The organism is Streptomyces sp. NPDC085481 (assembly GCF_044541845.1).
GTDB lineage: Bacteria > Actinomycetota > Actinomycetes > Streptomycetales > Streptomycetaceae > Streptomyces.
The window spans coordinates 207,954-223,468 of sequence record NZ_JBITTJ010000016.1 but is presented as its reverse complement, the minus strand read 5'-3'; the positions used below and the strand labels follow the sequence as shown (position 1 = coordinate 223,468).

Here is a 15,515-nt window from a genome sequence, read left to right as displayed (position 1 = left end):
GCCGTCCGCGACTCGACCACGATGCTGCGCCGCAACCTCCTGCACGCCCGGCGCTACCCGTCCCTCACCCTCAACCTGCTGCTGACGCCGATCATCCTGTTGCTGCTCTTCGTCTACATCTTCGGCGACGTGATGAGCGCCGGCATGGGCGGCGGCGCCGACCGGTCCAGGTACATCGCGTACCTCGTACCCGGCATCCTGATGATGACCATCGGTGGCACCGTGATCGGGGCCGCGGTCTCCGTCTCCACCGACATGTCCGAGGGCATCATCGCCCGCTTCCGCACGATGGCGATCCACCGCGGGTCCGTGCTCATCGGACACGTCGTCGGCAGCGTCCTGCAGTCGGTCGCCAGCGTCGTCCTCGTCGGCGCCGTCGCCGTGGCCATCGGCTTCCGCTCCACCGACGCAACCGTCCTGGAGTGGCTCGCGGCCTTCGGCCTGATGACGCTCGTCGCCCTCGCGCTCACCTGGATCGCGGTGGGGATGGGCATGGTCAGCCCGAACGCCGAGGCGGCAAGCAACAACGCCATGCCGCTGATCATCCTGCCCTTCGTCTCGAGCGCGTTCGTCCCGGTCGACGCGATGCCGGGCTGGTTCCAGCCGATCGCCGAGTACCAGCCCTTCACCCCCGCCATCGAGACCCTCCGCGGCCTCCTGCTCGGCAGCGAGATCGGCAACAACGGCTGGATCGCGGTCGCCTGGTGCCTGGGCCTCGCGGTGCTCGGCTACTTCTGGTCGAAGTCGGCGTTCGACCGCGATCCGAAGTAGCCGGGAGGACCGCCCGGGCCGCCTCCCGCAACTCGTCCCGCCCGAGGGCGGCGTACCCCGGCACCGCGTCGGCGTCACGCCGCCCTGCGGCTGTTCTCCACCGCTGTCGGCCGTGATGCGCGGGGACACGTGACTCGGATGCCGCGCCCTCGTCGGCGTTTCGTCTGCGGCTTTTCTGGCAGCCTGTGGCGTTGTGTGCCTGATGCGGCACGGGAACGTCCCTAAGGGGTGCGCTTGAACGCGGTGAAGCGGAGCCGGACGACGAGGACCGCCGCTGGAGTCTCGGCCGCAGTGCTGCTGTTGGTGACAGGGTGCGATGTGCTGCCCGGGGTCTACCGGCCGGCCCGGCCCGCCACCGGCGGTCCGTACACCTTCTACGTGAGTCCCGAAGGCGACGACGACAACGACGGCATGTCGGCGGAGAAGCCCTGGCGGACCCTCGACCATGCGAACGGTGCGCGCTTCCGGCCCGGTGACCGGCTCCGGCTCGAGGGCGGTGAGCGGTTCCCGGGGAGCCTCACCCTGGAGGAGGGTGAGGCGGGCAGCGCGAAGAAGCCGGTCGTGATCGAGTCGTACGGCACCGGTCGCGCCACGATCGCTCCGCGCGGCAGATCCGGCATCACCGTGCACGACACCGGCGGCGTGGAGATCCGGAACGTCGCGCTGGTCGGTGACCGCACGTCGCTTCGCGAGGGCGCCGGCATCGCCTTCCGCAACACCCTCCCTGGCGGCCGGCGGCTCGACCACGTCAGGGTCACGAACGTGGAGGCGAGCGGCTTCCAGAACGGGATCAGCGTCGGCGCGGAGGAGGACGCCGCCGGGGGCTTCAGCGACGTGCGGATCACCGACGTCTCCGTGCATCACAACCTCGAGGCCGGACTCGTCTTCTACGGACCGGAGTTCGTGGCCGCCCACCCTGCCTACGCGCACGAGAAGCTCCGGATCGACCGGGTCAAGGCGTACGCCAACGCCGGTGACCCGCACAACAGGGCGCGCAACACCGGCAGCGGCATCGCGCTCGGCAGCGTCCGGGACGCGACGGTCGTGCGCTCGGTGGCCCACGACAACGGGTCGGCGTCCGCCCCCGATGCCGAGGAGGGACCCGAGGGCATCTGGGCGTACGACTCCACCCGAGTGGTGCTGGAGAACAACAGGTCGTACCGCAACCGCACCGGTTCGCGCGTCGACGGCGGCGGATTCGGTCTCGACAACAACGTGTCGTTCTCGGTCATGCAGTACAACCTCGCGTACGGCAACGACGGGCCCGGCTTCCTCGTCTACTCCGGGCATCCGACGGGAGCTCACAGGAACAACATCGTCCGCTTCAACATGAGTTGGGACGACGCGCGGAAGCTGCCCGAGTACGGCGGCATCGTCGCCTACGGCACCCGTATGAAGAACCTGGACATCTACCACAACACGGTCGTCATGCGGACGGAGGAGCTGCCCTCGGCGCAGGTCGCGGGGACCCGGCCGCCGGCGCTGCGGCTGCGCGACGGCATGCGCGACGTGCGCGTCCACAACAACATCTTCGCGACCGACGGCGGCCCCCTGGTCGATGCCCAGTCGGGGTACGGCATCGGCACCCTCCGGCTCCAGGGCAACGACTACTACAGCACCGGCCGTTGGGTGCTGGGGTGGGGCTCCCAGCGCTTCACGACGCTCGGCGGATGGCGTAACGCCGCCGGCCAGGAGATGCTCGACGGCGAGCCGACGGGTTCGAACGACGACCCCTGCCTGAACGGTCTGGACGCCCCGCTCACCGACGGGGCTGGCGCCGGACACCTGGTGCCGCGTTGCGCGGGTGCGGTACCCGCCGGCCTGGGCCCGCAGGCCTTGGGCTTCGACCTGGGGCCCGTCGACTACTTCGGCAACCGGCTCCCCGGCCGGCCTCAGGCGCCGGCGGTCGGGGCCGCGCAGCCCTCCGCCGCCGACTGACCGAGTACGAGGCTCTGCCCCGTCCTCACCGTCGACGGCCGGGAGAGCGGGGCAGAGCCGGTGCGTGCCTGAGCAGGTCTACCTCCGGCCGGCCGGCAGCACCGACGCGACGGCCGCGTCGCGGTCGCGTTCCGTGGCCGGGGACGCGATCGTGGCCCTCAACCGCTCGCCCGCCCGAGCGGACGGCCTCCGGTCCGTCGGCGCGGGACGGCCCAGCGCCTTGACGGTCCAGCCGGCGGCCCGCCACTCGTCGTGCGGGAGCGCGTTGCGCCCGTCGATGAGGAGCGGCTCGCGGACCACGCGGGCCAGCTTGTCCGGGTCGACCTCGCGGTACTGACCCCACTCGGTGAGGTGGAGGACGAGCTCCGCACCCCGGCAGGCCGTGAGCAGGTCCGAGCCGCAGCGCAGCTCCGGGTGGGCGAGCTGGGCGTTCGCGGCGCCCTCCGGGTCGTGGACCCGTACGTCGGCGCCCAGCCGGTGCAGGGCGGCCGCGACGGCGAGCGCCGGCGAGTCGCGTACGTCGTCGCTGTCCGGCTTGAACGTGGCGCCAAGGACGGTCACCCGGCGGCCGGTCAGGTCGCCGCCGACCATCCGGCGGGCGAACGCGACGGTCCGGGTCCGCTGGCGCTGGTTGATCTCGTCGATCTGGTCGAGGAACGCCACCGCCGGTCCCGCGCCGAGCTCCTGTGCGCGGGCGGTGAACGCCCGGATGTCCTTGGGCAGGCAGCCGCCGCCGAAACCCAGGCCGGCGTTGAGGAACCGCCGGCCGATGCGGGAGTCGTGGCCGAGGGCGTCGGCGAGGGTGGCCACGTCCGCGCCCGCGGCGTCGCAGACCTCGGCCATCGCGTTGATGAAGGAGATCTTCGTGGCGAGGAAGGAGTTGGCCGCGACCTTCACCAGCTCGGCCGTGTTGGGGTCGGTGCTGAGGTACGGGACTCCCGCGTCGAGCATCGGGGCGTACACCCTGCGCAGGGTGTCGTCGGCCTCCGGGCTGGTCACGCCCACGACGAGCCGGTCCGGCCGCAGGGTGTCCTCGACGGCGAAGCCCTCGCGCAGGAACTCGGGGTTCCACGCCACCTCGGCGCGCACCCCCGCGGGTGCGAGGCCCGCGATGCGGGTGGTCAGGCGGTCGGTCGTGCCGACCGGGACCGTGGACTTGCCGACCACCAGGCAGGACGCGGGCAGGTGCGGAGCGAGCCCGTCGACGACGGCGTCCACGTACCGCAGGTCGGCCGCCTGCGAGCCGGCCTGCTGCGGGGTGCCGACGCAGACGAAGTGGACCTCGCCGTGCGCCGCCGCCTCGCGCAGGCTGGTGGTGAAATGGAGGCGCCCGGAGGCGAGGGCCCGGGTCAGGACGTCGTCGAGTCCCGGTTCGTAGAAAGGTGGTCGGCCTTCGGTGAGGGCCGTGATCTTCTCGACGTCGACGTCCACGCCGAGGACGTCGTGTCCGATGTCGGCCATGCACGCGGCGTGCACGGCTCCGAGGTATCCCGTTCCGATGACGGTCAACCGCATGCGCTGATCTCCTGATCTGGGCGGGGAGGTGGGGAGAGGGCCGAGGGGGCCAAGGGTGCGCCCGGCGTGTGCGGGGCGGGTCAGGGTGCGTAGCCGTACGGGTTCTGCTGCTGGAAGTTCCATGCGTCGCGGCACATCGCGGCAAGGTCGCGCCGCGCGGTCCAGCCCCAGGCGGCGGTGACCTTCGCCGGGTCGGCGACGAGTTCCGCGACGTCCCCGGGCCGGCGCCGGGTGATGCGGTGCGGGACCGGCCGTCCCGACACCTCCTCGAAGGTGTGCAGGAGGTCCAGGACGGAGGCCCCGCGCCCGGTGCCGAGGTTGAAGACCCGCATCCCGGGCTCCTCGTCGTCGATGTGGTCGAGAGCGGCGCGGTGCCCCTCGGCGACGTCGACGACGTGGATGTAGTCGCGGATCCCGGTGCCGTCGGGCGTCGGGTAGTCGTCGCCGAAGACGCTGAGCTCGTCGCGGCGGCCCACGGCGATCTGGGTGAGGAACGGCATGAGGTTGTTCGGCACGCCGCGCGGGTCCTCGCCGAGCAGCCCGGAGGGGTGGGCGCCGGCCGGGTTGAAGTACCGCAGGGCCAGCACCCGCAGTCCGGGCATGTGCCGGCACAGGTCGGCGAGGATCTGCTCGCAGGTCCATTTGGTGGTGGCGTACGGGTTCGTGGGCGCCGCCGGGGAGTCCTCGGTCAGCGGCACCGTCGTCGCGTCGCCGTAGATCGAGCAGGACGACGAGAACACCAGCCGGTGCACCCCGTGGTCGTGCATCGCGGAGACCAGGGCCGTGGTGCCGCCGACGTTGATGTCGTAGTACGTGAGCGGGATCCGCACCGACTCGCCGACGGCCTTCTTCGCGGCGAAGTGGATGACCGCGTCGATCGGGTGGCTCGCGAAGACGGTGTCCAGGGAGCCCCGGTCGCGTACGTCCGCGACGTGGGCCGCGGCGATCGGGCGGCCCGCGATCTTCGCGACGCGTTCGAGGGCCTCGGGGGAGCTGTTGGAGTGGTCGTCGAGCACGACGACCTCGTGGCCGGAGCGAAGCAGCTCGACACAGGTGTGGCTGCCGATGAAACCGGCGCCGCCGGTGACCAGGACCGTCTGGGGCACGGGGAACCTCATTTCTCGATCGGCCGCGCGGGGCGGGCCGTCACCAGGCGTAGAAGCCGGTGAGATAGGTGGGGAAGACGGCGACCGCGAGCGCCAGGGGAAGCAGCGTCAGCAGTCCCGCGACGAGCGGGAGTGCGGCCGTGCGCAGCGCGCGGGACGCGGGGACGCCGGTCGCGCGCGCGGTCTCCTTGACGTGCAGCGCGCCGATCGCGAGCGTCACGGCCGTGTACGAGGCCGAGCCGAGGAGGCACAGGAACACGTAGCCGACGGCGGGACCGGTGAACTGGCCGACGAGGGCCGAGCCCGACAGGAACGTGGTGATCAGCAGGTACGGGGCGACCGTGCGCAGCGCGAGCCGCTCCATGCCGTCGCGCTTCTTCGGCGTGACCTTGAACGTGATCTGACGGGGCCGCAGCCGCTGCGTCACCGCGGCCAGCACGCCCCAGGCGACGTAGGGCCAGCGGGAGAGACCGAAGAGCCAGATCTCCCAGCTGAAGACCGGGGCGTCCTTGGGGCGCAGCAGACCGCGGCGGCGGCAGAGCAGGGTCAGCAGGACCAGCCAGACGGACATGCTCCAGAAGTGCGCCAGGAACTCGAGGTAGTTGACGTTGATCCAGGGAGCGCCGGTGATCGCCGCGATCGGCGGCAGCAGGATGCCCATGACGGTGGCCATGGCCAGCAGCGGGTAGTACATCAGGGCGGTGGCGAAACGCACCCGCAGTTTGGGGGACATCCGGCCCAGGTGGCGCGGCAGCATTCCCAGGAGCATCACGACCAGGCTCCGGGACCACTGGAACTCCTGGGTGATCATCGCGCCGAAGGTGAGCGGGCCCTCGCCGTGCGCCTCCGCGTCGATCGCGAACCCTCCCTGCCAGCCGGCGGAGGTGAGCAGGAAGCTGGTCGAGAAGTCCTCGGCGAGCTCCGGGCCGATACCGCCGATGTCCCGCAGCGCCCGGGTGCGGACGGCGTAGTGCGAGCCGATGCACACGGGGCCGAGGCCGGCGGAGTGGCCGAGTTGCACGGGTCCGTGGAACATGGCCTCGCGCTGCAGCCGGCCACGGGCCGCCCAGGACCCGTCGGCGTTGGAGTCGCACACGCTGGGGGCCGCGACGTAGCCGATGGCCGGGTCGGCGAAGGGGCGGACGACCTCGGCGAGGTACCCGGCACGCGGCACGTGGTCGCAGTCGAGCTGGGCGACCACGTCGTAGCGGTCGTAGCCCCAGTGGTCGTAGAAGAAGGCGAGGTTGCCCTCCTTGCACCGCGTGCGGCGCGGCCAGTCGGACCGATGGTAGTCGGGACGGCCCCGCCGGCAGGAGACGTGGACGTCGTGGGTCCGGCACCAGGCGAGGATCTCCTCGCTGGGGTCCTCGTCGCACAGCCAGACGTCGTAGTCGTGCGGGAAGTCCTGGTCGAGCATCGCTTCCAGGGTGGTACGGGCGATGTCCCAGCCCTCGGACGGGGCGCGGGTGACCACGAACGCGGTGCGGAGGGCGGGCACTTCGACGGCCGGATTGATGCGTCGCATCCGGATCAGCGCGATGAGGAAGTGCACCGGCAGGTACGTCAGGTACAGCAGGAGGGCGCTGTTGACGACCAGGCCGAGCCAGCCGATGCGGTGGGAGGGCTCGAGCCACCAGGCCCAGAACCAGACCAGGCAGGCGGTCCAGCCGAGGGACAGCAGAACAACGAGGACGCGGTCGGAACGCGAGAACGCCCGCACGGAAGCGGAGGGGAGGTGGGTGAGCCCGCGCGCCGGCCTCGCGAGGACGGGGCCGTCCGGGCCGATGGAGGCCACCGCACCCTTCGACAGGGCTCGGATCTCCCCGCCCAGCGCGTCCCATTCCTCCGGTGAGCCGGGGGCCGGGGCGGCGAGCGGGGGATCCTGCACGGTCCCGGCCGGGTGGACGGGAGCTTGCTCCAGCGACGTCATGACAGCGGGTTCTCCAGGTGGTACGAAAGCGGGCCGGGGGTCGGTGCAACGGGCGTCGGGGGCACGGCGGGGCGGGCGCACCCTCACCCGCCCGAGGCGGACCGCCCGAGCGTGGCGCCGTCACCCGCCCTGGGCGGACCGCCCTGCCGCGCGCGGGGATCAGGCGCCCGAGGCGGACGCCCCTGGCGCGGCGGAGGCCAGGCCGGTGGCGGCGGAGGCAGGGCCGGGGATCGACTGCAGGGTGGCGGCCGGGGTCGTCACCGTGGCCAGCGGGACCGTCTGGTCCTGGCCGCCGCGGATCGCCGCGGCCGCCGCGCCGAGCCGGTCCGGGCGGGCGCCGAAGTACGCGGCGGTCCGGCGCAGGCCTTCGGTGATGTCGACCTCCGGCTCCCAGCCCAGCACGTCGCGGGCGCGGGTGATCACCGGGCGGCGGCGGACCGGGTCGTCGGCCGGCAGCGGGTGGTACTTCACCTCGGACGGCGAGCCGGTCATCTCCAGGACGATCTCGGCGAGTTCGGAGACGGTGCGCTCGACCGGGTTGCCGAGGTTGAACGGGCCCATCTCGGAGGAGTCGAGGAGCGCGAGGAGTCCGCGGATCAGGTCGTCGACGTAGCAGAAGCTGCGGGTCTGCTGGCCGTCGCCGTAGATGGTGAGGGGCTCACCGGTGAGGGCCTGGGTGAGGAAGCTGGACACCACACGGCCGTCGTGCGGCCGCATCCGGGGCCCGTAGGTGTTGAAGATCCGAGCGATGCCGACGTCGAGGCCGTGCGTGCGGCGGTACGCGGCGGAGACCGCCTCGGCGTATCGTTTCGCCTCGTCGTAGACGCTGCGCGGCCCGAGGGAGTTGACGTTGCCCCAGTAGGTCTCCTCCTGCGGGTGGACCAGGGGATCGCCGTAGATCTCGCTGGTCGACGCGAGGATGAACCGGGCGTCATGACGCAGCGCCAGACGCAAGGCGTTCTCTGTGCCGCGGCTGCCGACCGCGAGGGTCTCCAGCGGCTGCCGCAGGTAGTCGGGCGGGGACGCGGGGGATGCGAGGTGGGCGACGGCGTCGACGCGGCCCGCGATCTCCACGGACACGCTCACGTCGGCGTGCTGGAATTCGAAGGCCGGGTTGCACAGCAGGTGTGCGATGTTCTCCGGGTCGCCGGTCGAGAAGTTGTCCAGGCACACGACCGAGTCGCCGCGCCGCAGGAGCGCCTCGCACAGGTGTGACCCAAGGAATCCACCGCCACCGGTCACGGCAACGCGCATGAATTTCTCCAGGAAATGAGATGCGGAATGACCTCACGGCCCCACTCGTGTGAACGGCCGGATTGCAGATGACCGGACGAGCCGACAAGCAGAGCTCGGAAACGCAGGACGAGAATATGGCCATACGTAGTCATTTCTGCGGAGGCAAATCGGGGACTGGGCTGTTCGGCGGGGGCCTCAGGGAGGCGCACGCGAGGACGGCGCCCAGTTGCGGGACACTCCGGATTTCGAACGGCGTAATCGGAACGTGTCACACGCACGTGTGAGCCCGGGCGACGTACGGGGGGGCGACGGCCCTCCGGAGACCCGTTCGCAGCGCTGCCCGGGCCCCGCACCGGTCGCGGCGGCCGTCGAGTGCCGGCCGGAACCCCGCAGCCGACTCCGCTGTCCGCCCCTGACGACTGGCGGTCCGCTCCTGCGGCGCGATGATGGAGGGGACCCGTGCACCCGCTCCGTGGGCGCGCGGTGGCGGCGGGGCGGAGGAGGGATGCGGTCTGGATGAGCGCGGCGGCGTTTCCCCCGGCCGGCCCGGACCCGGCGAGCGGTGAGCCCGCAGGGGAACCCGGCGGGCTGCTCGACGTACTCGGAGTGGCCGCCGTCGTCCTCGACGCGACCGGCCGGATCGTCCTGTGGAGCCCTCAGGCGGAGGCGCTCTTCGGATATCCGGCGGCCGAGGCGCTGGGCCGACCGGCGGCCCGGCTGCTCGTCGAGGAACGTCACCGGGCCCTGATGCTGTCGATGTTCGACCGCGTGATGGCGGGCGGCGGGCCCTGGGCCGACGTCTTCCCCGTACGGCACAAGGACGGCCGTACGGTCCTGGTGGAGTTCCGCAGCACCCGGCTCCAGGACGACCAGGGGCGTCTGTACGCGCTCGGCCTTGCCGCCAACCAGGCCACCGTGAGACTCGTGGAACGGGACCTCGCCCTGTCCTCGCGGCTGGTCGCCCACTCCCCGATCGGCCTGGCCGTGCTCGACCCCGAACTGCGGTTCGTGCTGGTCAACCCCGCGCTGGAGCGGATCGACGGCCGGACCGTCGCCGGACATCTGGGCCGCACGTTCCGCGAGGTGGTCGACTCGCCCGACGGCGACGCGGTGGAGTCGGCGCTCCGGGACGTGCTAGAGACGGGGCATCCCCTGCTCTCCAGGAGCGTGCGGGGTCCCGTTCGCCCCGGCGGCAGGGAGCAGGTCTGGTCGATGTCGCTGTACCGCCTGGAGCTCGCGGGCCAGCGGATCGTCGGGGTCGCCGCCTCCGTCGTGGACATCACCGACCAGCACCACGCCGCCAAGGCGGCCGCCCAGGCCAGACGCCGTCTCGCGGTCATCGCCGACGCCTCCGAGCGCGTGGGCACCACGCTCGACCTCGACCTGACCGCGCACGAACTGGCGGATCTGGTGGTGCCCGAGTTCGCCGACATCGCGGCCGTCGACGTCCTGGAGGAGATCCTGACCGGTCCGCACCCCGGCGGGACCAGCGCCTCGGGGCCGGCCGTGTTCCGCGCCCTCGCGGTGAAGGCCGCGTATGCCACGCCGGCGCACGAGGCCGCGGACCCGGTGGGCGAACCGGCCCGTTACGGCGCCGAACGGCTGGTCACCCAGTGTGCCCGGACCGGCCGCCCGGTCCTGGTCGAGCATGTCACCGAGGGTGACCTCGCCCGTATCGCGCGTTCCCCGACCGCCGCCGTACTCCTGCGGCAGGCCGGCATCCACTCGTACCTCGCCGTGCCCCTGCGTGCGCGCGGTGTCGTCCTCGGCGTGCTCGACCTCAAGCGCGCGCGGAACTCGCTGCCGTTCGACCGGGACGACGTCCTGCTGGCCGGGGAACTGGCGGCGCGCGCGGCGGTGGCCATCGACAACGCCCGCTGGTACCGGCGCCAGAGCCAGGCCGCCCTGGCCCTCCAGCGCCATCTGCTGCCGCACGGTCCGGCCCGGCTGAAGGGGCTCGACGTCGCCTACCGCTACCAGCCCGCGTCCGCGGCCGTCGAGGTCGGCGGCGACTGGTTCGACGCGATCCCGCTGGCGGACGACAGGACGGCCCTGGTCGTGGGCGACGTCATGGGCAACGGCATCAACGCCGCGGCGACCATGGGGCAGGTCCGCACCGCGGCCCGCACGCTCGCCGGGCTCGGCCTGTCCCCCGCCGTGGTCCTGACCCAGCTGGACCGTACCGTCGTCGATCTGGACGACGCGATGGCCACCTGCGTGTACGCCGTGTACGACCCCCACCGCGGGAGCTTTCGCATCGCCAACGCCGGCCACCCACCGCCCGTTCACGTGCCCGCGGGCGGGGGACCGCGCCTGCTCGACCTCTCCACGGGGGCGCCGCTGGGCGTCGGCGGCGTCGCCTTCCGGAACGAGGAGATCCCGTTCGCCGCCGGTGACGAACTGGTGCTGTACACCGACGGCCTCGTGGAGACCCGCGACCAGGACATCGACGTACGGCTCGCCACCCTCACCCACCTGCTCGACCGGCCGTCCCTCCCCCTGGAGGAGACCTGTGACCTGCTCCTGGACGCGCTCCGCGGCACCGACGGCCACGACGACGTCGCCCTGCTGATCGCCCGCGCCCGGCCGCTGTCCGGCATCGACGAAGGCCCGAAGGAGGCGGCACCGTGAACGACACACCCGTCCCGGGCGACGGCCTCCTGCCCTTCTCCGAGGGGACGGCCGGCGTCCTGGTCGACGGCCGGGGACGGATCAGCGGCTGGACACCGGAGGCCCGGACGCTGCTCGGCCGGACGGGCGCCGACGTGGTCGGCCGTCCGGCGCGCGCGCTGCTCGCGGACCCCGCGTCCTGGCCGGCGCTCGTGAAGGCGTACGAGCGGGGGGCCCGGGCTGGCGAGGCGGTGCTGCGCACGAGCGGGGGCGAGGAGCTGCCGGTCGTGTTCCAGGCGTTCGGGCTGGCGGACGACGGCGCGCCGGGCGGGACGGAGGGGGTGGGAGCGGGATGCCTGGTGCTGGCCGCGCCGGCGTCACTGGCCGCCCGCTGGCATCAGGACCGCGCGTTCGTCAGCGAGCTGTTCCTCCAGGACCGGGTGGGACTCGCCGTCTTCGACACGGGGCTGCGGCTGCTGCGCACCAACACGCACCTCCTGCCGTACACCGGGGTGCCCTCCGATCTCACCGGCCGGCGTCTGGGCGACTTCCTGTGGCCCGGGGACGCGGGGGCGATCGAGGAGAAGCTGCGCGAGGTCCTCGGCACGGGGCAGCCGATGATCGGGGTGGAGGAGGTCCTGCGGACCCTCGACGATCCGCGGGCAGGAGTGGTCATCACGATCTCGGCGTTCCGGTTGCAGGGCCCGGACGGGCGGGTCCTGGGGGTCACGGCCCTCTTCACCGACGTGACCGAGCTGCGCCGTTCGAGCGAGCGCCTGGCGCTGCTGCACCGTGCCACGACCTGCGTCGGCGGTTCGCTGTCGGTCCGGGAGACGGGCCGGGAACTGGCAGGCGCACTGGTGCCCGGCCTCGGCGACATCGCCGTCGTGGAGATCGCGGACGCGGTGTCCCTGGGCGAGGAACCGGTGCCGGACAAGGACGGGCGGCTGCTGCTGCGCCGTACGGCGGTGGCTGGGCGGCCCGCGGAAGGAATCGAGCCCGCCACGACGGACGCCGGCCTCGTCGCCGACCGGGAAGGCTCCGACACCGGCGGCGATGCCGATGCCCATGCCGGTGGCGGTGCCGGCGCCACCGCCGGTGGCTATCCGTTCACCATGACGGCCCCGCTGCGCGCCCGGGGCATCGTGCTCGGCCGCGTGTCCCTGGGCCGGCACGCCGACCGTGGAACGTACGAGGCCGCCGACCGGGACCTGCTGCGCGAGATCGCCGACCGTGCGGCCCTCGCTCTGGACAACGCCCGCCGCTTCACCCGCGAGCGCCGCGCCGCCGTCGGCCTCCAGCGCAGCATGCTGCCGCCCACGCAGACCGAGACGGCCGCGGCGACCACCTCCGGGGTGTACCTCCCCGCCGACACCACCACCGGCGTCGGCGGAGACTGGTTCGACGTGATCCCGCTGTCCTCCGCGCGGGTCGCCCTGGTCGTGGGGGACGTGGTCGGGCACGGCCTGGCGGCCACGGCCACCATGGGCAGGGTGCGCACGGCCGTGCGCACCCTCGCGGACCTCGACCTCGAACCCGACGAGCTGCTCACCCACCTCGACGACCTCGTCGGCCAACTGCTCGCCGAACCGGACGAGTCGGACATCGAGGACGGGGAGAGCGGCGCGGACGCCGACGACGACCAGGGCGACAGCTGGCGCATCCGGCACCCCTCCTCCCCCACCGGCGCGACCTGCGTGTACGCGGTCTACGACCCGGTGTCCCTGCAGTGCGTGGTGGCCTCGGCCGGCCATCCGCCGCCCGCCGTGGCGGACCCGGAGGGCCATGTGTCGTACCTGCCGGTCGACCCCGGTCCGCCGCTGGGTGTCGGCGGTCTGCCGTTCGAGACGACGGAGGCCGACCTGGCCCCCGGCAGCGTCCTCGCCCTGTACAGCGACGGACTGATCGAGGGGCGGGACGACGACCTGGACGCGGGCATGACCGAGCTCGCCGGTCACCTGGCCCGGCCCGGTGCCCTCACCGGTTCCCTGCGGGAGCTCGGCCGCGAGATCGTCGCGGGCCGCCCCGCCGACGGGCTCGGGGACGACGTCACGCTGCTGCTCGCCCGTACCCGCGCCATACCGGCCGAGGACGCCTTCTCCTGGACGATCGACGCCGATCCCGCGGCGGTCGGCACCGTACGCGAGGCCGCCACGACGCGGCTGCACGCGTGGGGACTCGACGAGCTCGTGTTCACCACCGAGCTGGTGCTGAGCGAGCTGGTCACCAACGCCATCCGGTACGCCGGCGGGCCGATCGACGTACGGCTGATCCGCGCGGGCCGCCTGATCTGCGAGGTCTCCGACCCCAGCGCGACCCACCCCCGGATGCGCCGGGCGCGGCTGACCGACGAGGGCGGGCGTGGGCTCTATCTGGTGGCCCAGCTCACCACCCGCTGGGGCAGCCGGTACAGCCGGCAGGGCAAGACCATCTGGGCGGAACAGGACTTCCCCCCGGCCGCCGGTTGACCGCGCGCCGGTCAGCGACCGCGGGGTCCCCGGCCCGCGAGTTCTCCGCCCGCCCATTCGGCAAGCGTCCCCGCCCCTTCCGGGGCACACTGTGCACCAAGGAGCGTCGAGACGTGACTGGAGGCCGAAAGAGTGAACGGCGGCAGCCGTAAGCGGCGCCGGACCGGGCGGGCCTCGACGGGCAGCGGTGCGCCGGCGTACGGCGCCGGCGGCGCGAGCCCGCGTTTTCGCCGTGGCCGGGGCCATGTGCCGCCCGACCGGTTCACCACGCGCAGCCGGCTCGCCTGGCTGAACTCCGCAACCTCCAGGATCGGCACCACCCTGGACCTGGAGCGCACGGCGCAGGAGCTCGCCGAGTTCACCGTGCCCCTGTTCGCCGACGGGGCCGCCGTCGACATCCTGGAGAGCGTCCTGCGCGGCGACGAGGGCGCCCGTTGGACGGGGACGGGCATCCCCGCGATGCGGGCCACGGCGCTGTGCGCCGTCGACGAGCTCTCGTCACTGGAACCGACACCGGTGGGTGAGACGTTCCTGCACGAGGAGATGCAGCACGAGACGCTGCTCCACCGCTACTGCCTCCGGCAGGGCAAGCCGGTCCTGCTCAGCCGGATGAAGGACGACGACTTCGCCCGCGTGGCGCCCACCGCGAGCGCGGCCACGAAGATGCGGGCCGCCGGTGTGCACAGCTACCTGGCCGTGCCGCTGATCGCCCGCGGGCTGCTGCTCGGGAGCGCCGACTTCGTGCGCGGCCCCGGAACGCCGCCGTTCTCCTCCACGGATCTGGCCCTCGCGGAACAGCTCGCCTCCAAGGCGGCCGTGTTCATCGACAACGCCCGGCTGTACGGGCGCGAGCGCGAGCACGTCGTCTCGCTGCAGCGCACCCTGCTGCCACGGGCGACTCCGTCGACGCCCGGCCTGCGGGTGCACGCCGAGTACGCGCCCTCGACCGCCGGTCACGGCGTGGGCGGTGACTGGTACGACGTGGTGGCCCTGCCCAGTGGACGCACCGCCCTCGTGGTCGGCGACGTCATGGGGCACGGGCTGCCCGCCGCCGCCACCATGGGCCGGCTGCGGGCTGTCTCCCGCACGCTGATGACCCTGGACCTGGCCCCGGAGCGCATCCTGGCGCGCCTCGACCTGGCCACCCGCGACCTGGAGGACGAGCAGGTCGCCACCTGTCTGTGTGCGGTCTACGACCCGGCCGACTCGTCGTACACGCTCGCCAGCGCTGGGCACCTGCCGCCCCTGCTGGTCGACGGGCCGGGCGCGGCCTCCTTCGTGGACGTGCCGACCGGCGCGCCGCTCGGGGCCGGAGTGATCCCGTACGACCCGCTGCGGCTGCGGGTCCCGGACGGCGGTCAGCTGGTCATGTACACGGACGGACTCCTCAAGTCCCGGACCGATGACCTGGACAGCCAACTGGAGCGGCTGCGCACGGCCGTGCTCGGCCTCACCCCCAAGGAGCTCGAAGCGGGGCGGCTGCTCGACCACGCACCGGCCGGCGCCGCCCGGTTCGACGAGGCCGTCTATCTCGTCGCGACGGGCTCCCCGTTCCCGTCAGGCGATCTGCGGGTGTGGGAGCTGCCGAAGGACGGCCCCGCCGCCTCCGTCGCGCGGGGCCTCGTGACCGACCAGCTCGCCACATGGGGTCTCGCGGAGCTCGCCGACGTGTGCGAACTCGTCGTCTCCGAACTCGTCGGCAACGCGCTGCGCTACGGGAAGGGACCGGGCCAACTGCGGCTGATGCGCGGCGAACGCCTCGTCGTGGAGGTCTCGGACACGGGCCCCGACCTGCCCCAGATCCAGCATGCGGATCTCAGCGACGAGGGCGGCCGGGGGCTTCAGCTGATCAACATGCTCTGCCGCAGATGGGGTTCGTGCCGCACGATCACCGGCAAGGTCGTCTGGGCGGAACAGAACATGCCTTCCTGACCCGCCTGC

The 15,515-nt window shown here is 72.8% G+C and carries 9 protein-coding genes; 5 read left to right on the top strand and 4 right to left on the bottom strand.

Annotation, left to right across the window (positions count from 1 at the left end; translation table 11 throughout):
* On the top strand, positions 1-771 hold a 771-nt coding region (locus tag ACIGEZ_RS29435), incomplete at its 5' end, for an ABC transporter permease (protein ID WP_399836896.1).
* A 291-nt stretch (positions 772-1,062) separates the two neighbouring features.
* Positions 1,063-2,709 (top strand): right-handed parallel beta-helix repeat-containing protein, encoded by a 1,647-nt coding sequence (locus tag ACIGEZ_RS29430; protein WP_399836892.1) that lies wholly within the window; start codon positions 1,063-1,065, stop codon positions 2,707-2,709.
* 78 nt (positions 2,710-2,787) lie between these two features.
* Here the strand turns inward: ACIGEZ_RS29430 and ACIGEZ_RS29425 are convergent, their stop codons facing one another.
* The 4 genes from ACIGEZ_RS29425 to ACIGEZ_RS29410 form a co-directional block, all read right to left on the bottom strand.
* On the bottom strand, positions 2,788-4,224 hold the full coding sequence (locus tag ACIGEZ_RS29425; RefSeq protein WP_399836889.1) for a UDP-glucose dehydrogenase family protein: 1,437 nt from the start codon (positions 4,222-4,224) through the stop codon (positions 2,788-2,790).
* A gap of 80 nt (positions 4,225-4,304) precedes the next feature.
* Complete coding sequence (gene galE, locus ACIGEZ_RS29420) at positions 4,305-5,330, bottom strand: UDP-glucose 4-epimerase GalE (RefSeq protein ID WP_399836886.1); 1,026 nt, start codon at positions 5,328-5,330, stop codon at positions 4,305-4,307.
* Positions 5,331-5,370: 40 nt separating this feature from the next.
* The gene (locus ACIGEZ_RS29415; protein ID WP_399836883.1) at positions 5,371-7,260 is read right to left on the bottom strand and encodes a glycosyltransferase family 2 protein; all 1,890 of its coding nucleotides are present in this window, start codon (positions 7,258-7,260) and stop codon (positions 5,371-5,373) included.
* Between the two features lie 159 nt (positions 7,261-7,419).
* Positions 7,420-8,514 carry a UDP-glucuronic acid decarboxylase family protein gene (locus ACIGEZ_RS29410; RefSeq protein ID WP_399836881.1) on the bottom strand — a complete coding sequence of 365 codons (1,095 nt, stop codon included), beginning with the start codon at positions 8,512-8,514 and terminating at the stop codon, positions 7,420-7,422.
* Positions 8,515-9,012: 498 nt separating this feature from the next.
* On the opposite strand from ACIGEZ_RS29410, the gene ACIGEZ_RS29405 reads away from it, so the two are divergent.
* The 3 genes from ACIGEZ_RS29405 to ACIGEZ_RS29395 all read left to right on the top strand — a co-directional run bounded on the left by ACIGEZ_RS29405 (position 9,013) and on the right by ACIGEZ_RS29395 (position 15,506).
* Entirely contained in the window at positions 9,013-11,127 is a 2,115-nt protein-coding gene (locus ACIGEZ_RS29405) for a SpoIIE family protein phosphatase (protein ID WP_399836878.1), read from the top strand.
* On the top strand, positions 11,124-13,574 hold the full coding sequence (locus ACIGEZ_RS29400) for a SpoIIE family protein phosphatase (protein ID WP_399836875.1): 2,451 nt from the start codon (positions 11,124-11,126) through the stop codon (positions 13,572-13,574). The genes ACIGEZ_RS29405 and ACIGEZ_RS29400 overlap by 4 nt, the downstream gene beginning before the upstream one ends.
* Before the next feature lie 132 nt (positions 13,575-13,706).
* Positions 13,707-15,506 (top strand): SpoIIE family protein phosphatase, encoded by a 1,800-nt coding sequence (locus ACIGEZ_RS29395; RefSeq protein ID WP_399836872.1) that lies wholly within the window; start codon positions 13,707-13,709, stop codon positions 15,504-15,506.
* Positions 15,507-15,515 lie beyond the last annotated feature (9 nt).

Coding starts and splice junctions, on each gene's coding strand:
- ACIGEZ_RS29425 (WP_399836889.1), bottom strand. CDS start 4,224: ATGCGGTTGACCGTCATCGGAACGGGATACCTCGGAGCCGTGCACGCC.
- ACIGEZ_RS29410 (WP_399836881.1), bottom strand. CDS start 8,514: ATGCGCGTTGCCGTGACCGGTGGCGGTGGATTCCTTGGGTCACACCTG.
- ACIGEZ_RS29405 (WP_399836878.1), top strand. CDS start 9,013: ATGAGCGCGGCGGCGTTTCCCCCGGCCGGCCCGGACCCGGCGAGCGGT.
- ACIGEZ_RS29415 (WP_399836883.1), bottom strand. CDS start 7,260: ATGACGTCGCTGGAGCAAGCTCCCGTCCACCCGGCCGGGACCGTGCAG.